The sequence below is a fragment of the Nocardia sp. NPDC060255 genome (assembly GCF_042727395.1).
GTDB lineage: Bacteria > Actinomycetota > Actinomycetes > Mycobacteriales > Mycobacteriaceae > Nocardia.
In genome coordinates, this window is record NZ_JBHXAU010000006.1 from 289,090 (window position 1) to 307,073 (window position 17,984).

Consider the following 17,984-nt stretch of genomic DNA (forward strand, 5'->3'; position numbering starts at 1 on the left):
CGCCGCACAGCTCGCGACAGGATTCATTCTGAACCGATGACGTGTGCACCGATGCCGATTGCCGACATGTTGGGGCAAACATGCCGCGAGGCGCGCCCGAATGTCAGGTGCGCCCGGCGGTCACGCCGCCATGGGCAGCTGGTCGGCCTCGGTGAGCGGTGCGTCCGAGCCCGCGAGGTAGCGCTGCAGGGTGCTGCGGTCGTCGAGCACCAGCCAGGAGATCGCGTCGGTGAGTTCGCCGCGCTGCGCCTTGGTGGTCACGCCGAGGGTGGTGCCGAGCATGAACGTGCCGTCCGCGGCGGCGGGTACCGGCGTGCCGCCGATCTTGACGATGGCCCGCTCGGCCACCACGGACTCGATCTCGTCGGCGATGGCGAGGGCGACCCGGGTGTTCGCGCCCGCGCCGATCCCGAGCAGCAGCCGGGCCAGCCGGTTCGACCAGCGATCGAGTTCGGCGTAGGTGAGGGCGCAGTCGTCGGTGGACACCACGACCGCGTTCGGATCGACCTCGGCGACGGGCCGCGCGAGCGGCAGCAGGCGGAGGTTGTCGGCGAGCGAATCGGTCAGCGTATGCATTGTGGTGTCCCTCGAAGTCGCGGTGAAGAGGTGGTCTTGCGTACCTCTAAATCTCGTCTACGAGAGAGAACTTCGACAGCAACCCAAGCGCTGGTGCTGCTCCCTCCCAGGGTGGGGAAATCCTCACCCCAGGGGGTACTGCGGATCTAGATCAATCAGTCACGAAACCGTTGAGGGTGCCGTTCAGGTCGGTGAGCAATGCGCGGGCGGCGACGAGACCGTTGCCGTGCCAGACGGTGTCCTCGACGGCGAAGACGCGTTTGTCGGTCGCGGCGCCGAGGTTTTTCCAGTCGTCGGTGCGCATCACCGACTCGCCGTGCTTCTTGCCCTGTTCGCCGGCGAGGATCACGTAGATCAGGTCGCCCTCCACCTTGGTGGCGAACTGGTCGGGGTTGACGTCGAAGGAGGGGCCGCGCTGGGCGGTGGGCCGCTGTACACCCACGTCGCCGACGACCTGGCCCGCGAAGCTGTTGTTGCCCTGAACTTCGTTGGTATCGGCGGTGAATCGGAGCAGCGAGGCCTGGGTCTGGGTGGCCGAGATCGCGTTACCGATGTCGGTCGCCTCGGTGCGGTAGTTGTCCAGCGCGGTGTCCGCGGCGGCGCGGCGACCCAATCCCGTTGCGAGCGCCGTGAATTCGGCCTGCCAGCTGTTGTTCGCGCCGACCAGCACGGTGGGCGCGATCTGCCGCAGCGCGTCGAAACTCGCGGTGGCGGTGGGGATGTCGCCGAGGATGAGATCGGGGTGCAGGTCGGCGATCAGCGCCGGGTTCGGCTGCGCGGCGGTGCCGACACCCGGAATCTTCAGCACGCCGGTGCCGAGATAGGCGGGCTGCGGGTCCGGGCCGTCGAGGGTGACCGCGCCGACGACGCGTTCCCACAGGCCGACCGCGCACACCGCGTCCAGCGCCGAGGTGGTGAGCACCACGATGCGGTGCGGATCGGCGGGCACCTCCGACACACCGGCGGCGTGGGTGACACTGCGCGTGCTGCCGCTCGCCGGATCAGGCGCGCTCGGCAGGGCACAGGCCTTGGTGGTGTCGCGTTCGAGCCCGATGACGCCGGCACCGGCGATGTTCGTGGTGGTGCGGACGATGCTGCTCGCGTCGTCGGGCTTGCTGCTGCAGCCCGCCGCGACGACGGTCGCGGCTAACGCCGCGACGGCGACGATCCGGCGGGCGGCGCCGGATCGGGGTGAAGCTGTGCGGTTTCGGGTGCGAACGAAGGCGCTCAGCGGCATGCGGGTGAGGGTACATGCGTGGCCACGGCCGGAGGGTGACAGGTCAGCGCCACCGTGTGCCGTATTCGGTGGCGTGCGTGTGCCGGCGCGAGCCCGGTGTGCCGCATCCCCGCTGCACACCGGGCTCGACCGCGCGGAATCCCGCTGTCGGACAGGGAATTCCGCACGGACCGGCGTGGTCAGGCCTTGTCCCCGCCGATGCGGAACTCCGCGCCGGTGACGTCGGTGACCGTCGCCAGCCTGCCGAATTCGCTGTCCGCCGCGGGCCGGACGACCGCGCCGCCCAGCTCGACGACCTTGGCGACCGTCTTGTCCACATCGTTCGCGCCGAAGTAGACGGTCCAGGCGCCGGGCACGCCCGCGGGCAGGAAGGCCGACGCATCGATGACACCACCCAGCATCGGGCTGTCCGAGTGAATGGTGGTGTAGCGGAACTCGTCTGCGTCCGAGATGGTGAACGGGTCCTGCCAGCCGAACACGTCGCGGTAGAAATCGAGCGCGCTGCCGTAGGCGCGGGTGTGCAGCTCGAACCAGGACGGCACGCCCTCGTGGTCGCCCCATTTTCCGCCGGTGACCAGGGCGGTGGTCTCGATGCCCGGGAAGGTGCCCGCCTGCCAGACGCCAACACCTACGCCGCCCGCGTCGCCGAGTACGGCCATGCTGCCGAGATCGCCGACCGCCATCGGCGGCACGACCACGCTGCCGCCCTGTGCGACGGCCTTGTCCGCAGTGGCCTGGATATCGGTGCTCGCGAGATAGATGGTCCACTGCTCGGGCGCGTCGGCGTCACCTTCGGTGTGCCCCATGGCGCCCGCGACCGCGAGACCGTCCTGCCGGAAGGTGACGTAGCCGCCGAACTCCTCGGCACGCTCGGCGGTCCACCCGAACAGCTCGCCGTAGAACGCGATGCTGCGGTCGAGATCGGAAGTGTAGAGATCGACCCAGCAGGGATCGCCGGGCTTGGGCTGGTTCTGGTCGGTCATCGCTGGTCTCCTGGGCGGGGGTGGAAGACTGGTCACCAATACAGACGCCTGCCGCGAACGAAACTCATCGCTGCCGTCGGTCCGGCCGCATCAACGAAATACGACACAGAGTAGGACCCGTGCGGATTGCTGCGGCAGCACGGTTTACGATTCCAGAAGCGCAAGCGAACTGTCGTCTGTTCCGACATGGGGATGGATGCAAGCAGCGGAGCCTGCGGAGCGAACCTAAAGGCACCTTCAGGAGGATCAGTGACTGCGGTAGAGCCCCAGCCAGTCCAGCAGTTGGAAGCGACTCGGCCGTATCCGGCACGGACCGGGCCGAAGGGTTCGTATCTCTACAAGATGGTCACCACCACCGACCCCAAGGTGCTCGGGGTCATGTACCTGGTGACCGCGATGAGCTTCTTCCTCGTCGGCGGCCTGATGGCGCTGATGATGCGCGCCGAGCTCGCGCGCCCCGGCCTGCAGTTCCTCTCGCCCGAGCAGTTCAACCAGCTGTTCACCATGCACGGCACGATCATGCTGCTGTTCTACGCGACCGCGATCGTGTTCGGCTTCGCGAACATCGTGCTTCCGCTGCAGATCGGCGCCCCTGACGTCGCCTTCCCGCGACTGAACGCGTTCAGCTACTGGCTGTACCTGTTCGGCGGCACGATGGCGACCGCGGGCTTCATCACCCCGGGCGGCGCGGCCGACTTCGGCTGGACCGCCTACACCCCGCTGACCGACATCCTGCACTCGCCGGGCGTCGGCGCCGACCTCTGGATCCTCGGCCTCGCCGTCTCCGGCCTGGGCACCATCCTCGGTGGCGTCAACATGCTGACCACCGTCGTCTGCCTGCGTGCCCCCGGCATGACCATGTTCCGGCTGCCGATCTTCACCTGGAACATCGCCGTCACCAGCGTGCTTGTCCTGCTTGCCTTCCCGCTGCTGACCGCCGCGCTGTTCGGCCTGGCCTACGACCGCCACCTCGGTGGCCACATCTATGACCCGGCGTCCGGCGGCGTGCTGCTCTACCAGCACCTGTTCTGGTTCTTCGGGCATCCCGAGGTATACATCATCGCGCTGCCGTTCTTCGGCATCGTGTCCGAAATCTTCCCGGTGTTCTCGCGCAAGCCGATCTTCGGCTACACCACGCTGGTGTACGCGACGCTCGGTATCGCCGCGCTGTCCATCGCGGTGTGGGCGCACCACATGTACGCCACCGGTGCCGTGCTGCTGCCGTACTTCTCGTTCATGACGTTCCTGATCGCGGTGCCGACGGGCGTGAAGTTCTTCAACTGGATCGGCACCATGTGGCGCGGGCAGTTGACGTTCGAGACGCCGATGCTGTGGTCGATCGGCTTCCTGGTGACCTTCCTCTTCGGTGGTCTCTCGGGTGTCATCCTGGCCAGCCCGCCGCTGGACTTCCACGTCACCGACTCGTACTTCGTGGTCGCGCACTTCCACTACGTGCTCTTCGGCACCATCGTGTTCGCCACCTTCGCGGGCATCTACTTCTGGTTCCCGAAGATCACCGGCCGGATGATGGACGAGCGCCTGGGCAAGTGGCACTTCTGGACCACCTTCGTCGGCTTCCACACCACGTTCCTGGTGCAGCACTGGCTGGGTGCCGAGGGCATGCCGCGTCGTTACGCCGACTACCTGCCCAGCGACGGCTTCACCACGCTGAACACCATCTCCACCATCGGTGCGTTCATCCTCGGCGCCTCGATGCTGCCGTTCATCTGGAACGTCTTCAAGAGCTTCCGGTACGGCGAGGTCGTCACCGTGGACGACCCGTGGGGCTACGGCAACTCGCTCGAATGGGCCACCAGCTGCCCGCCGCCGCGGCACAACTTCTACGAGCTGCCGCGGATCCGGTCCGAGCGTCCGGCGTTCGAGCTGCACTACCCGCACATGGTCGAGCGGATGCGCGCCGAAGCGCACGTCGGCTGGGGTTCGGGTAAGCACTCGACCGAGGTCCACGAAAGCGCCGTGGCGACCAAGTAGGAATTAGTTACGACAACGAGTGTGCACCTGCTGGTCACAGCAGGTGCACACTCGTTTGTGCAGCACCGGAGCGACGTGACAACGAGGTCAAGCGCAACTTCTAATCCTGGAGTACTTCAGTTGGCCGACACCACCGTTCTCGTCACCGTCACCGGACCCGACCGTCCCGGTGTGACGTCCGTGCTGCTCGCGGCGATGTCCCGGCACCACGTGAGCCTGCTCGACATCGAACAGGTCGTTATTCGCGGCCGCCTGACCCTCGGCGTGCTGGTCACCTGCCCAGGTGACCCCGAGTCGCTGCAGGAAGAGCTCGAAGAAGCGATGAACACCGTCGGCGTGCACGTCGACGTGGAGGTCGACGCGGCGATCGGCCGGGAGCCGATGTCCACCCACGCGGTGGTCATCCTGGGCGCCCCGGTCACCGCACACGCGTTCAGCGCGGTCTCGCGGCAGCTGGCGGCCCTCGGCGCCAATATCGACACCATTCGTGGCATCGCGGACTACCCGGTCACCGGGATGGAGCTGCTGGTCACCGCGACCGACACCGGGGCAGGCGCCGACTACCGGCTGCGCACGGCGCTGGCCGAGGTGGCGGTGGCCGAACGAGTCGACGTCGCGGTGGAACGCGCCGGGCTGGCCCGCCGGGCCAAACGCCTCATCGTGTTCGACGTCGACTCCACCCTGATCCAGGGCGAGGTGATCGAGATGCTGGCCGCGCACGCGGGCGTGGAGGACCAGGTCCGCAAGGTCACCGAGGCCGCCATGCGCGGCGAGATCGACTTCGGCGAGTCGCTGCGGCAGCGGGTCGCGACCCTGGCGGGCTTGGACGAGTCGGTGATCGAGGAGGTGGCCGACCGGATCGAGCTGACGCCCGGCGCGCGCACCACCATCCGCACGCTGCGCCGGCTGGGCTTCCGCTGCGGCGTGGTGTCCGGCGGGTTCCGTCAGGTGATCGAGCCGCTGGCGCACGAACTGGAGCTGGACTTCGTACAGGCCAACACCTTGGAGATCAAGGGCGGCAAGCTGACCGGCCGGGTCGTCGGCGAGATCGTCGACCGCGCGGCCAAGGCCACCGCGCTGCGTAAGTTCGCCGCCGAGGCCGGGGTGCCGATGGAGCAGACGGTCGCGGTCGGCGACGGCGCCAACGACATCGACATGCTCAACGCGGCCGGGCTCGGGGTCGCGTTCAACGCCAAGCCCGCGCTCCGTGAGATCGCCGACGCGGCACTGTCGCATCCCTACCTGGACGCGGTGCTGTACGTCCTCGGCGTCACCCGGCACGAGGTGGAGGCGGCCGACGCCAGGGACGGCGGCGTGCGCCGGGTGCCGCTCGAACAGTGAACGGCCAGGTAGCGCGGGCCGTTCGAGACGAAGACAAACTTCGGTTGTCGTTGCCGCACCGTAGTTTTCGCTGTTGTTAATCTAATTCGACAGTAGTGCAGTGATTTTCGTCGCTAGCGTCGCTGCATGACGAACAACGAAGTGGCAGAACTCGTCCTGGCGCCCGCGGCGGAGCTCGCGCGGCGGATCCGCAGTCGTGCGGTATCGCCGGTCGAGGTGGTCGACGCGTACCTGAGCCGGATCGAGGAAAAGAACACCCAGGTCAACGCCTACGTGAGCGTGCTCGCCGACGAGGCGCGGGCCGCGGCGAAGACGGCCGAGGCCGAGGTGGCCGCCGGGCGGGTGCGCGGACCGCTGCACGGGGTGCCGATCGCGATCAAGGATCTCTTCGACTTCAAGGCGGGCGTGCCGAATACGTTCGGCGTCAAGGAGTTTGCCGAATATGTGCCGGAGGAGACGGCTCCGCACGTGCGCAGGCTCGAAGAGCTCGGCGCCATCGTGCTCGGCAAGACGAACACCCCCGAGTTCGGGCACAAGGCGACCACCGACAACCGGTTGTTCGGCCCGACCAGCACCCCGTTCGCCCTCGACCACAACGCTGGTGGCTCGTCGGGCGGTAGCTCGGCGGCGGTCGCGGCGGGCCTGTGCGCGCTGTCGCAAGGCTCCGATGGTGGTGGCTCCGTACGCATTCCGGCCGCCATGTGCGGCGTGGTCGGCCTCAAGCCGAGCTACGGGCTGCTCGCCGGGGTGGTGCGGCCGGACGCGTTCTTCACCATGGATCCGTTCATGGGCAACGGGCCGCTGGCGCGCTCGGTCGAGGACTGCGCGCTGATGCTGGACGCGATGGCGGGCTTCGACGAAAACGATCCGGGCAGTGTGCCATTGGCCACGCAGCGGTACAGCGACGCGATCTTCGCGCCGGTGGCGGGCCTGCGGGTGGCGTATCTTCCGACGCTCGGCGGCTTCCCGGTCGAGGCGCAGGTGCGTACGGTCGTCGACGCGGCGGTACGTGCGTTCGAGGTCGCGGGCGTCGAGGTCGAGACACCCGAATTCGCGCTGCCCGCACCGCATCAGGAGGTCACCGATCTGTGGCTGCGGCTCACCGGGTCGGCCATGGTGTCGTTGCTCGAGATGTTCGGCGATCTCGGACTCGATCTGCGCGCGGTGTCCTGGGACAACCTGCCACCGCAACTGCGCGCCGTCGCCGACCGCGGTGCCGCGATGACCATGGCGCAGACGCGCCGGGATCAGTTCCTGCGCACCGCGATCTTCGATGCGATCCTCGCGGTCCTGGATCGCTACGACGCGATCATCAGCCCTACCCTCGCGGTGGCCGGGGTGCCCAATGCCGACGACGGCTGGACGGTCGGGCCGGATTCCGTCGAGGGGGAGACCGTCGATCCGGTGCTCGGCTGGTGCCTGACCCATCCGTTCAACTACAGCGGCCACCCGGCGATCTCGGTGCCCGGCGGCACGACGGCGCAGGGGCTGCCGGTCGGGATGCAGATCGTCGGGCGGCGCTTCCGCGACGACACCGTGCTGAGTCTGGCCGCGGCCTTCGAGCGGATTCGGCCGTGGCAGCACACTTACCGGGGGTTGCTCGACTGACCGGGCGCACGCGATACCAATGGGCGGATTCGTCGGACACCGTCGGTAAGCTGGCGCGGACCAGGATCGTCAGGCGAAATCGGAGGGTGCGTTGCGGAAATCTCTGCTTGTGCTGCTGCTCGGATTGGCTGTTGTCGGGTGCGGCAAGAACGATTCGTCCTCGGACGCGACCTCCTCGGCCGCGCCGACCTCGGCCCAGGGGCCCGCCCCGGTGACGGCCGGGATAGGTGACAACGGGCAGGAACGACAGGTCGCTGTCGGCCAGTCCCTGGTGGTGACGCTGCCCGCGAATCCGTCCACCGGATACCTGTGGCAGATCACCGGGCTGGACGCGAATCTGCTTCAGGCGCAAGGCGATCCGGGGTTCAAGCCGGATCCGAACGTGCCGGTCGCGCCCGGCTCCGGTGGCGGTACGGTGTGGACCTTTGTCGGTAAGGCCGCGGGGATCACCAAGCTCTCGATGGACTATTTGCGGCCATGGGAGCAGGGTGTCGAACCCGCGCAAACGTATTCATTGACGATCAAGGTGGAGTGATGTCGAGCATCCCGGAATATGGTGCCGGAGTCCGGGACGCGCTGGAAGACCCGGTGTCGCCGGTGGATTTCGATGAGGCGGGGTTCCGCGTCCGGCACGCGGAACTCGCGCAGGGCTACGGCGGCGCGGGCGATCCCGATGATCCGGCCATGGTGCAGGCCATGCAGATCGTGCTGCACCTGCCCAAGCTGGATCCGCCGCCGCGCAGTGCGTTGCTCGCCGCCGCGGCGACCGCGTCGGTGGCGCTGTGCCTGGACGAGCGGGTCGGTCCGGGCGGCGAGTGGGCGGACCGCTACCTGGCCTGGAAGCGTTCGCGAATCCGCAAGGTGGCGCGGCGCGCTCGTGGCGCCCAGTGGCTCGCGGCGAACGAGGTAGACGGTGTCACAGTCGATGTCGATGGCGCGCAGGCCCGTGCGTTCGTGCCCGGGCCGGTCGGTACGGTCGACCCGCGGATCAAACGTTTGCAGATCGGTGGCACCGACCTCGAACACGACGACCCCGGGCCCGCCGATCCCGAACTGCCGGTGCTGTGGATCGACGCGGAACTGGGCATGACACTGGGCAAGGCCGCCGCACAGGTCGGGCACGCCAGTATGTTGCTGGCGGGTGCGTTGACCGCGGCACAGGCGTTGCGCTGGGCCGAGCAGGAATTCCGTTGCTCCGTAAGGGAAGCCGATGCGCGACAATGGAAGGCGTTGGCCGATGAGGTCGCGCGTGGCACGGCGGTTGCTGTGCGCGACGCCGGGTTCACCGAAGTGGCGCCCGGCTCGATGACGGTGATCGCGGTGCCCGCTCGATTGTCGTGACCGCCGGAAAACACCCGCGTCGAATGTGCGTTGCGCGGGTCGAATTGGGGTATCACTCTGAGCAACTTCACCGAGGACGTTGTGCCCTACCCGCGCCACGCCGTTGCGGCGGAGGCTCGTTGTATCGGCATCGCATTCTTGCCGACCGAAGGAAGGACCAGCTATGACGACGCTGCTGGTGATTCTCGCCCTGTGGGTGCTCCTGTCGGTTCCGTTGGCTCTCATCGTGGCCCGGCTGCTACACAAGTCGGACGATGAGGACCATCACCAATCGAACCAACCCGACGACCAGCGCCTTCGCGATCTGTTCGTGCTGAGCCGCCGCCGCTGACCCGAGCGACACGCTTTTCAGACCCGCCCGCGTTGGCGAGTAGCCGGGCGGGTGGGCCAAGATGGACCGCGTGCCGCAACCGGATCCCGATCTGCTCATCGATTTCACCGACGTCACCGTCCGCCGCTCGGGCCACACGCTCGTCGGCCCGGTGACCTGGCAGGTCGAGCTCGACGAACGCTGGGTCGTGCTCGGCCCCAACGGCGCGGGCAAGACCTCCCTGCTCCGCATGGCCGCCGCCGAGATGCACCCGACCTCGGGCATCGCCCATCTGCTCGGCGAGGTGCTCGGCAAGGTCGACGTCAGCGAGTTGCGGCCGCGGATCGGCTTGTCCTCCGCCGCGGTGGCCGGGCGGGTGCCGAAAGACGAGAAGGTCAGCGATCTGGTGGTGTCGGCGGGGTACGCGGTGCTCGGCCGCTGGCGCGAACGGTACGACGATGTCGACACCGACCGCGCCGTCGACATGCTGGAAAGCCTGGGCGCGGAACATCTTTCGGACCGCACCTACGGCACGCTGTCGGAGGGTGAGCGCAAACGGGTGATGATCGCCCGCGCGCTGATGACCGACCCGGAACTGTTGCTGCTCGACGAACCGGCGGCGGGGCTCGACCTCGGCGGTCGCGAGGAACTGGTGGAACGACTCGGCGATCTTGCCGCCGACCCGGATTCGCCCGCCATCGTCCTGGTCACCCACCACGTCGAGGAGATCCCGCCCGGCTTCACCCACGGACTCTTGCTCAACGAAGGCGAAGTCGTCTCCCAGGGCCTGCTCACCGACGTCCTGACCTCCGAAAACCTGAGCGACGCCTTCCGTCAATCCATCGCGCTGGACCGAGTCGACGGCCGCTACTTCGCCCGCCGCTCCCGCCGCGCAGGCAAGCACCGCACCCGCTGACCCGCTGCCCGTGACGGCGCTCACCAAGCGCGCGTTAGGGTGCAGGAGTGAGTGAGATAAACGCGCAGGCTGACTCTCAGCCGGTCCCGTCGCCCAAAGATGCGTCGACGGTGATGCTGGTGCGCGATGGCGCTGCCGGACCAGAGATATTTTTGCAGCGCAGGGTCGGCGCGATGGCCTTCGCGGCCGGGATGACGGTGTTCCCCGGCGGCGGCGTAGATCCCTCCGACGGCACCGCCGACATCGAGTGGACCGGACCCGAACCCGCTTGGTGGGCTGAGCGTTTCGCCACCACCGAGCCGCGCGCCAAGGCACTCGTCTGTGCCGCCGTGCGCGAGACATTCGAGGAATGCGGTGTGCTGCTTGCCGGTCCGACCGCGGACAGCGTCGTCTCCGACACCGCGGGCTACCGCGAGGCACGCGGCAAACTGGAACGACGCGAGCTCTCGCTGGCCGGTTTCCTCGCCGCGGAGAAACTGGTGCTGCGCGCGGATCTGCTTCGGCCGTGGGCGAATTGGATCACCCCGGTGGTCGAGCCACGCCGCTACGACACCAGGTTCTTCGTCGCGGTCCTGCCCGAGGGCCAGCTGGCCGACGGTGCCACCTCCGAGGCGGCCGAGGTGCAGTGGCGGACACCGGCCGAGGCGCTGGATCGCTGGCGGGCAGGCACCGACATCCTGTTGCCGCCCACCTGGTCGCAATTGGACGCGCTCGGTGAATTCGGTTCCACCGCCGAGATTTTCGCCGCCGAGCCGACGATCGAGCCGATCATGCCGATATTGTCCGAGGCCACCGGCGGGCGGGTGCTGGCGTTCCCGGACAGCCCGCGCTACTTCGCCGGTCTCCCGGATGCGAGCAGGCTCAAGGGATCCGTCCGCAAGTGAGTCACCGGACGGCCGGTAGCGTGGCGTCCCATGGCCGAATTCGTGACCCTGGATCTGCTCGAGGGTGATACCGCGCGCCGCGTCGCCGTCCTCCGGATCGCCCGCCCGCCGATGAACCTGGTGAACGCGCAGCTGGCGCGCGAGCTGGCCGAAGCGGCCGAGACGGTCGCCGCGGACCCGTCCGTCGCCGCGGTCATTCTCTACGGCGACGAGCGCGTCTTCTCGGCGGGCGACGACCTGACCGAGCTGGCCGGACTCAGCGAAGACCAGGCCCGTGCGATGGCCGCCGATCTGCAGCGCGACCTCGGCTGCCTCGCCCGGCTGCCGCAGCCGACCGTCGCGGCGATCAGCGGCTACTGCCTCGGCGCCGGCCTCGAGCTCGCCCTCGGCGCGGATCGGCGCATCATCGGCGACAACGTCAAACTCGGCCTGCCACAGATCAAGGCCGGCCTCATCCCGCTCGCCGGGATCCGGCGGCTGTCATTGCTGATCGGACCGGGCCCCGCCAAAGACCTCGTCTACAGCGGCCGCTTCGTCGAAGCCGAGGAGGCGCGCACCCTGGGCTTGGTCGACGAAGTCGTGCCACCCGACGACGTGTATACCGCCGCGCTCAACTGGGCCGCGCAGTTCACCGACGGCCCGGCCCGTGCCCTCGCCGCCGCGAAGGCGGTGTTCGAGGCGGGCCCCCATGGCCTCGACCGCGCACAGACCGAATGGTCTGATTTGTTCGCCACCGAAGACCGCCGAATCGGCACCGAGTCCTACCGCGCCGACGGTCCAGGATCGGCCGCATTCGTCGGTCGGTGAAGCCGTCGGTGCCCTCGTTCCGGCCGGTGGTATTGATCACACGCGGACGCGGAATTGGCACACGTTCCTATCTTTTCGGCGGCTTCCGATCTGCCGCGCTTCTTGGGCTGTATGCCTCCAACATGCTGGGTGACGACTGATTTCGTTGGAACATGGGTAACTCGTCGGGTACGCCCAAAACCGGACCACGTTCATGACCGCCAGCCCTCCGCGCGACGGCTGCGGCTCTTACTTGTATGGCCTAAAACGCGGAGAGGCGGGTCAGCTAGGCTTGGCGGTCATGACGGTACGTCCCGACGACCCCGCGCCTCACCCGCATGCAACCGAGGCAGAGGTCGAAGCAGCGCGCAAGGATACGAAGCTCGCCCAGGTGCTCTATCACGACTGGGAAGCGGAGACCTACGACGACAAATGGTCGATTTCCTATGACGAACGCTGCATCGAATATGCCCGCGGCCGGTTCGACGCGGCCGTCGGCCCGGCGCCGCTGCCGTACGACCGGGCCCTCGAACTCGGCTGTGGCACCGGCTTCTTCCTGCTGAACCTGATGCAGGGCGGCGTGGCCAAGTCCGGCTCCGTCACCGACCTGTCGCCGGGCATGGTGAAGGTCGCGTTGCGCAACGCAGAGAACCTCGGCCTCGACGTGGACGGCCGGGTCGCCGACGCGGAGACCATCCCGTACGAGGACGACACCTTCGACCTCGTCTGCGGACACGCGGTGCTGCATCACATCCCGGATGTCGAACTCGCACTGAAGGAATGCCTGCGCGTGCTCAAGCCGGGCGGGCGCTTCGTCTTCGCGGGCGAGCCGACCACCGCGGGCAACTTCTACGCGCGCTGGCTCGGCCGGGCCACCTGGAAGGCCACCACCACCGTCACCAAGCTGCCGCAGCTGGCCGGATGGCGGCGCCCGCAGACCGAGCTCGACGAGTCCTCGCGGGCCGCGGCGCTCGAAGCGGTCGTCGACCTGCACACGTTCGACCCGCGCGACCTGGAGCGGATGGCGAGCTCGGCCGGTGCCGTCGACGTCAAGGCGACCACCGAGGAATTCGCGGCCGCGCTGTGGGGCTGGCCGGTGCGCACCTTCGAGGCGGCCGTGCCGGACGAGAAGCTCACCATGGGCTACCGGCTGGCCATGTACAAGGCGTGGCTGCGGCTGAGCTGGCTGGACGAGAACGTCATGCGCCGCGTGGTGCCGCGTCAGTTCTTCTACAACGCGATGATCACCGGCGTGAAGCCGGATTCGTCCGCCAAGTAGTGGGCTACGGCTTCAGTCGAGACGATGTCGCCTTCCTCGGCAGCCCGGCGGGCACGGCCGCGCTGACCGAGGTGGACCGGCTGGAGCTGTCCCAGGCCTCGCACCTGCGTGATCTGGAGCGGGTGCGGCGCGATCACGGCGGCCGGGCGGCGGCGCTCGTCGAAACGGTGCGCTTGCGGCGTAAAGCGGGGGCCAAGCTCGTCGACGCGGGGGACTGGTTGTTCACCGACGACGCCTTACAGCAGGCGACCCCGACGGTGGTCGCCCGGCAGCGGGCCGCCCGGCTGGCCGGGCGGGCCGTACACGACGTGACCTGTTCAATCGGGGCAGAACTCGCCGAGCTGGCGCGGGTGTGCACTGTCGTGGTGGGCAGCGACTTGGACGATGTGCGGTTGTCGATGGCCGAGCACAACCTCGCCGGAGCGCACGTGCATCTCGATGGCGCGCCGAGTCGACAGGTAGGTGCGCACAACTTGTCATCGCCGGATGCGCCCGAGCTTGCTGGAGCGCTTCGGTCCGCTACCGTGCAGCAGCCGCGAAATGTGCTGCTGGCCAAGGCGGATGCGCTCGTGCCGGTGAGTAGAGACACCGTGATCATTGCCGATCCCGCGCGGCGAGCCGACGGGCGGCGCACCCACGATCCGGCGAAACTGCAGCCACCGCTGCCGGACCTGCTCGCCGCGTACCCTGGCCGCGATATCGCCGTAAAGTGCGCCCCCGGACTGGATTTCGATCGACTCGACTGGTCCGGCGAGATCGAAGTGGTCTCCCTCGACGGCGCCGTTCGCGAGGCGTGCCTGTGGTCGGCAGGCCTGACCGAACCCGGGATCACCCGCCGTGCGACCGTATCGTCCTCGGCCGGAACATCTTTCACCCTTACCGACGCGGACGCCGATGAAATCCCGGAACAGGAACCCGGCGACTGGATCATCGATCCCGACGGTGCCGTCGTCCGCGCCGGCCTGGTCCGCCACTACGCCGCGAAACACGCCCTCTGGCAACTGGACCCACGCATCGCCTACCTCACCGGCAACACCGTCCCGCCGGGCACCCGAGGCTTCCGCATCATCGACCGCCTCGACTACCGCGAAAAAACCCTCCGCGCCGAACTCCGCCGCCACGACTGCGGCCCCCTGGAAATCCTGGTCCGCGGCGTAGACGTAGACCCCGACAAACTCCGCCGCACCCTCAAACCCCAAGGCACCCACCCCTACACCCTCGTGATCACCCGAATAGGCCGCACACCCACCGTCTTCCTGTGCGCTGCCGTCGCCCCGGTGCCCTCGCCGCGCACTGATTAGCTCCCTGCGCACGAAATAGCCAGCAATTTAATGCGCGCCGCGACGAACCGTGCGCGGCAGCGACGAGAATGCCTACTGGTTCATTTTCTTGATTACGCGTTGGACGGTTAGCCAGGTGCGGGTGGTGATGTTCTTGCCGTGGGTTTTTTCGAGCCAGGCCATGAAGTCCGGGGTCTTGCCGGGTTCGCTGTTGTCGATCACTGCTAGGTAGGCGCTGCACGGCTTGTCGTAGCCGACGACTCGGGCCAGCGGATCGGGCTGGTCGGGTAGTTTGCGGGCCACCTTTTTGCGGTCCTTGAGGAACGTGGCGATGAGATAGGTGCCGCGGCCGTGGGTGAGGCCGGGGAACGGGTCGGAGTCCAGCAGTGCTTGCAGCTCTTCGGCACTGCGGATGATCGTGCCACCGGCGATGCCGAGTTCGGCGTTGAGCGCCTGCTGAATTCGATCCTCGAGATCGCTGACGTCTGTGTCGGCACTCTGGAACACGATATTGCCGCTCGCCAGCACGGAAGCGACCTTCTCGAACCCGAGCTTCTCGAACACGCCACGCAGCTTCTCGTTGCTCATGTTCGGGTTGCTGGGTGCGATCCCACGCAACAGTGCGGCATAGCGATTCATATCGGGGAACCTACCGAAGTCCCCCGACAGATGCCGTGATCCGGCATCGACGAATCAAGACCGAGCCGGCGCGCCGGGTCAGGCCGTTTTGGCACCGTTCTTCTTGCGCTCGATATCTTCCAGCGCCGCAAGGTATTGCGCGCGCTCCTCGGCACTCGCCTCCCAGGCGGCCTTGCGGTTCTTGACGACCTTGGCGGGTGCGCCGACCGCGATGCTGTAATCCGGGATCTCGCCCTTGACGACGGCATGGGCGCCGAGCACACAGCCGCGGCCGACGCGCGTCTCGCGCAGCACCGTGACCTTGGCGGCGATCCAGGTGTCGGGACCGATCCGGACCGGACTCTTCACGATGCCCTGATCCTTGATCGGCAGGGTGATGTCGTCCATCTTGTGGTCGAAGTCGCAGATGTAGCACCAGTCGGCGACCAGGGTGGACTCACCGATCTCGATGTCGAGGTAGGTGTTGACGACGTTGTCCTTGCCGAACACCACCTTGTCGCCGATGCGCAGCGAACCCTCATGGCAGCGGATGGCGTTGCCGTCGCCGATGTGCACCCAGCGGCCGATCTCCATCCGGCCCAACTCGGGGGTCGCGTGCACCTCCACCCGCTTGCCGAGGAAGACCATGCCGCGCAACACGATGTGCGGGTTGGCCAGCCGGAACTTGAGCAACCGGTAGTAGCGCACCAGATACCAGGGGGTGTAGGCCCGGTTCGCGAGCACCCAGCGCAGCGAGGCCGCGGTCAGGAAGCGCGCCTGCTGCGGATCCCGGCGGCGCGATCCCCGCCAGCGCGAGCGCAACGGTGCGCCCCACATGCTCGTCACGAACGGCTCTCCTGTCGTGGTCCAACGGCTCGTCGCCGCCTCGACGGCGACGGGTAGAGCATAACGGGCGCGCTCGAACCCGATCCGGGCACGGACCGCGCACGGACGCGGACCGCAACGGCAGGACTCGTACACTCGCGCGGGCCCCTACCGTACAGTGACTGCTGCGCCGCGGGCGGCGCCCCCGAATCCACACGCGTACACCCGAACCGGGTCGCTCCAGAGCGGTGGGTCGGCACGCTTTAGTCTCGTGCGAGCGGAAACGACGACAGGAGTGCAGCAGGTGCGAAGTGGCGTACTGGCTAGTTCCATGTGGCGACCGTCCCGGCTGCGGGTAGTTGCGTCGCTGGCCGCGGTCGGTGCGCTGGCGTTGGCCGGATGCGGCACCGATGTCGACGACATCGCGGTCGGCCCCGGTAAGGGCTGGCCTGCGGCCTATCACGACGGGCGCAACGGTGGCAGCAGCCCGGTGGTCGGCGCCAAGAAGATCGCGTTGAGCTGGTCGCGTCCGATCGGCGGGCCGATCGCCGAGCCGGTCACCATCGGCCCGGACGGGCAGATGTTCCTGACCACGAACACGCCGACCTGCACCCTCTACTCCTTCCAGATGCTGACCGGGCGCAAGCGTTTCTGCAGTGGGCTCGGCCCGACCGCGATCGCGACACCGTCGGTGGTGGACGGCATGACGAATGTCTACGTCGGCGACGACAAGGACAACGTCGGCGCGGTGATCTCCTTCAACTATCTCGGACAGCCGAGGTGGCGCACCACCGTGGCGGGCGCGCCGGTCTCGGCGCAGTTCACCGGCGACGGAAACCTGTTGACCGTCACCCAATCCGGTCAGGTCGACGTCCTCTCCCGGCAGACCGGCCAGCGCGTCGTCTCCACGATGCAGCTGCTCGGTCAGCCGGACTTCCTGGACAACCCGAACCTCACCTGGCCGGACGCCGGTCAGGGCCTGGACCAATGTCGCGTCGGCGAACCGCAGTGCCCGGTCGCGAACATCTCGGCCATCGACACCGCGACCGGACGCTTCTTCGTCACGGTATGGAAGCCTGGTCAGCCGACCGCCGCGCTCGTCGCACTCCGCTACGCGGACAACAAGATCCAGCAGGAGTGGAGCGCCGACCTGCTGTTCGGCGGCAGCGCCACCAGCCCGACCCTGTCGCCCGACGGCAAGACCGTCTACGTGGGCGACAACACCAACCGGCTGATCGCCGTCGACGCCGCCGACGGACGCACCAAATGGGTGCAGCCGCTGGAATGGACACCGCGCGGCGGCATTTCGGTGGCCGGCGACGGCCTGATCATCCCGTCCGGCGACGAGGGCTACCTGCTCGCGCTGCGCGACAAGGGTGACGCGCCGGAAATCGCCTGGGCGCGTAAGGACCTCGACCTGCGCGGCACCCCGGTGCAAACCGCGGGCGGCACCGGCTACACCGCCGCCGCGATCGGCGAGGGCCTGAACCTCATCACCTTCGACACCAAGACCGGCTCCACCATCGACTCCGATGTGCTGCCGGGCGCGCAGGGCAGCACCACCGGCACCTCCATCGGCGCCCAGGGCGAGGTCATCGTCGCCACCCGCATCGGCGAACTCTTCGTCTTCAAGCCTGAGCACTGACCCCCGCCGCTCTGGCCCCGCCCGCCGCGCGCACCCTGCCCCGCCGCGCCCGAATCAGCCAGCTATCTCGTGCGCGCCCAGCCGAAGCATGCGCAGCCCGAACGTATACCGAGACCGCTCGCGACCTCGCAGTCCTGGTCCACCGGCCCGCCGCGCACAACTTCTCGTGATGCGCACGAATCGGTCAGCTATACCGTGCGCGTCCCGCCAAAGAGTGCGCGCAGCAGCATGATCGGCTGCCGTGATCAGCGGCGACGTGCTGCCGCGCAGCGTGGCTACGGCCGCGCGGAGCTCGATCACATTGTGAGCGGCGGCTCGAAGTTGCTGTGCCGCGCAGGAAATAGGACGGCGCGCACGAAATTG

Annotated in this window: 17 protein-coding genes; 12 read left to right on the forward strand and 5 right to left on the reverse strand. The window is 68.0% G+C overall.

The genetic code is table 11. The features are described 5' to 3' along the window. Positions 1-120: 120 nt before the first annotated feature. The 3 genes from ACFWF1_RS15025 to ACFWF1_RS15035 form a co-directional block, all read right to left on the reverse strand. The gene (locus ACFWF1_RS15025; RefSeq protein ID WP_379287981.1) at positions 121-576 is read right to left on the reverse strand and encodes an AMP-binding protein; all 456 of its coding nucleotides are present in this window, start codon (positions 574-576) and stop codon (positions 121-123) included. A 151-nt stretch (positions 577-727) separates the two neighbouring features. After that, a complete protein-coding gene (locus ACFWF1_RS15030; RefSeq protein WP_379287979.1) occupies positions 728-1,813 on the reverse strand; it encodes an ABC transporter substrate-binding protein in 1,086 nt (361 codons plus the stop codon). 179 nt (positions 1,814-1,992) lie between these two features. Beyond that, positions 1,993-2,796, reverse strand: coding sequence for a VOC family protein (locus ACFWF1_RS15035; protein ID WP_379287978.1), 804 nt, complete (start codon positions 2,794-2,796; stop codon positions 1,993-1,995). Positions 2,797-3,045: 249 nt separating this feature from the next. On the opposite strand from ACFWF1_RS15035, the gene ctaD reads away from it, so the two are divergent. From ctaD to ACFWF1_RS15090, 11 genes are all read left to right on the forward strand, one after another. After that, on the forward strand, positions 3,046-4,788 hold the full coding sequence (gene ctaD, locus ACFWF1_RS15040) for a cytochrome c oxidase subunit I (protein WP_379287976.1): 1,743 nt from the start codon (positions 3,046-3,048) through the stop codon (positions 4,786-4,788). Positions 4,789-4,908: 120 nt separating this feature from the next. After that, positions 4,909-6,129 (forward strand): phosphoserine phosphatase SerB, encoded by a 1,221-nt coding sequence (gene serB, locus ACFWF1_RS15045; protein ID WP_379287974.1) that lies wholly within the window; start codon positions 4,909-4,911, stop codon positions 6,127-6,129. Between the two features lie 126 nt (positions 6,130-6,255). Further along, the gene (locus ACFWF1_RS15050; protein ID WP_379287972.1) at positions 6,256-7,737 is read left to right on the forward strand and encodes an amidase; all 1,482 of its coding nucleotides are present in this window, start codon (positions 6,256-6,258) and stop codon (positions 7,735-7,737) included. 91 nt (positions 7,738-7,828) lie between these two features. Beyond that, entirely contained in the window at positions 7,829-8,272 is a 444-nt protein-coding gene (locus ACFWF1_RS15055) for a protease inhibitor I42 family protein (protein WP_379287970.1), read from the forward strand. After that, positions 8,272-9,078 carry a peptidyl-tRNA hydrolase gene (locus ACFWF1_RS15060; protein WP_379287968.1) on the forward strand — a complete coding sequence of 269 codons (807 nt, stop codon included), beginning with the start codon at positions 8,272-8,274 and terminating at the stop codon, positions 9,076-9,078. The genes ACFWF1_RS15055 and ACFWF1_RS15060 overlap by 1 nt, the downstream gene beginning before the upstream one ends. 163 nt (positions 9,079-9,241) lie before the next feature. After that, entirely contained in the window at positions 9,242-9,409 is a 168-nt protein-coding gene (locus ACFWF1_RS15065) for a hypothetical protein (RefSeq protein WP_379287966.1), read from the forward strand. A 61-nt stretch (positions 9,410-9,470) separates the two neighbouring features. Next, entirely contained in the window at positions 9,471-10,304 is an 834-nt protein-coding gene (locus ACFWF1_RS15070; RefSeq protein ID WP_379287965.1) for an ABC transporter ATP-binding protein, read from the forward strand. Between the two features lie 113 nt (positions 10,305-10,417). After that, entirely contained in the window at positions 10,418-11,188 is a 771-nt protein-coding gene (locus ACFWF1_RS15075) for an NUDIX hydrolase (protein ID WP_379288208.1), read from the forward strand. A 30-nt stretch (positions 11,189-11,218) separates the two neighbouring features. Beyond that, positions 11,219-11,995 (forward strand): enoyl-CoA hydratase-related protein, encoded by a 777-nt coding sequence (locus ACFWF1_RS15080; RefSeq protein WP_379287963.1) that lies wholly within the window; start codon positions 11,219-11,221, stop codon positions 11,993-11,995. A gap of 280 nt (positions 11,996-12,275) precedes the next feature. Continuing rightward, on the forward strand, positions 12,276-13,253 hold the full coding sequence (locus ACFWF1_RS15085; RefSeq protein ID WP_379287961.1) for a class I SAM-dependent methyltransferase: 978 nt from the start codon (positions 12,276-12,278) through the stop codon (positions 13,251-13,253). Continuing rightward, positions 13,253-14,554, forward strand: a complete 1,302-nt coding sequence (locus tag ACFWF1_RS15090; protein WP_379287960.1) for a class I SAM-dependent methyltransferase — start codon at positions 13,253-13,255, stop codon at positions 14,552-14,554. The genes ACFWF1_RS15085 and ACFWF1_RS15090 overlap by 1 nt, the downstream gene beginning before the upstream one ends. Positions 14,555-14,626: 72 nt before the next feature. Here ACFWF1_RS15090 and ACFWF1_RS15095 read toward each other — a convergent pair whose 3' ends face one another. Next, a complete protein-coding gene (locus ACFWF1_RS15095) occupies positions 14,627-15,172 on the reverse strand; it encodes a DUF1697 domain-containing protein (protein WP_379287959.1) in 546 nt (181 codons plus the stop codon). Positions 15,173-15,250: 78 nt separating this feature from the next. After that, complete coding sequence (locus ACFWF1_RS15100; RefSeq protein ID WP_379287958.1) at positions 15,251-15,997, reverse strand: acyltransferase; 747 nt, start codon at positions 15,995-15,997, stop codon at positions 15,251-15,253. A 283-nt stretch (positions 15,998-16,280) separates the two neighbouring features. Here ACFWF1_RS15100 and ACFWF1_RS15105 point away from each other — a divergent pair, with 283 nt between their 5' ends. Further along, positions 16,281-17,621: a PQQ-binding-like beta-propeller repeat protein gene (locus tag ACFWF1_RS15105; protein WP_379287956.1), complete on the forward strand. Its 1,341-nt coding sequence runs from the start codon at positions 16,281-16,283 to the stop codon at positions 17,619-17,621. The last annotated feature ends 363 nt before the right edge of the window (positions 17,622-17,984 follow it).

Coding starts and splice junctions, on each gene's coding strand:
- ACFWF1_RS15025 (WP_379287981.1), bottom strand. CDS start 576: ATGCATACGCTGACCGATTCGCTCGCCGACAACCTCCGCCTGCTGCCG.
- ACFWF1_RS15030 (WP_379287979.1), bottom strand. CDS start 1,813: ATGCCGCTGAGCGCCTTCGTTCGCACCCGAAACCGCACAGCTTCACCC.
- ACFWF1_RS15035 (WP_379287978.1), bottom strand. CDS start 2,796: ATGACCGACCAGAACCAGCCCAAGCCCGGCGATCCCTGCTGGGTCGAT.
- ACFWF1_RS15050 (WP_379287972.1), top strand. CDS start 6,256: ATGACGAACAACGAAGTGGCAGAACTCGTCCTGGCGCCCGCGGCGGAG.
- ACFWF1_RS15060 (WP_379287968.1), top strand. CDS start 8,272: ATGTCGAGCATCCCGGAATATGGTGCCGGAGTCCGGGACGCGCTGGAA.
- ACFWF1_RS15065 (WP_379287966.1), top strand. CDS start 9,242: ATGACGACGCTGCTGGTGATTCTCGCCCTGTGGGTGCTCCTGTCGGTT.
- ACFWF1_RS15070 (WP_379287965.1), top strand. CDS start 9,471: ATGGACCGCGTGCCGCAACCGGATCCCGATCTGCTCATCGATTTCACC.
- ACFWF1_RS15075 (WP_379288208.1), top strand. CDS start 10,418: ATGCTGGTGCGCGATGGCGCTGCCGGACCAGAGATATTTTTGCAGCGC.
- ACFWF1_RS15080 (WP_379287963.1), top strand. CDS start 11,219: ATGGCCGAATTCGTGACCCTGGATCTGCTCGAGGGTGATACCGCGCGC.
- ACFWF1_RS15085 (WP_379287961.1), top strand. CDS start 12,276: ATGACGGTACGTCCCGACGACCCCGCGCCTCACCCGCATGCAACCGAG.
- ACFWF1_RS15095 (WP_379287959.1), bottom strand. CDS start 15,172: ATGAATCGCTATGCCGCACTGTTGCGTGGGATCGCACCCAGCAACCCG.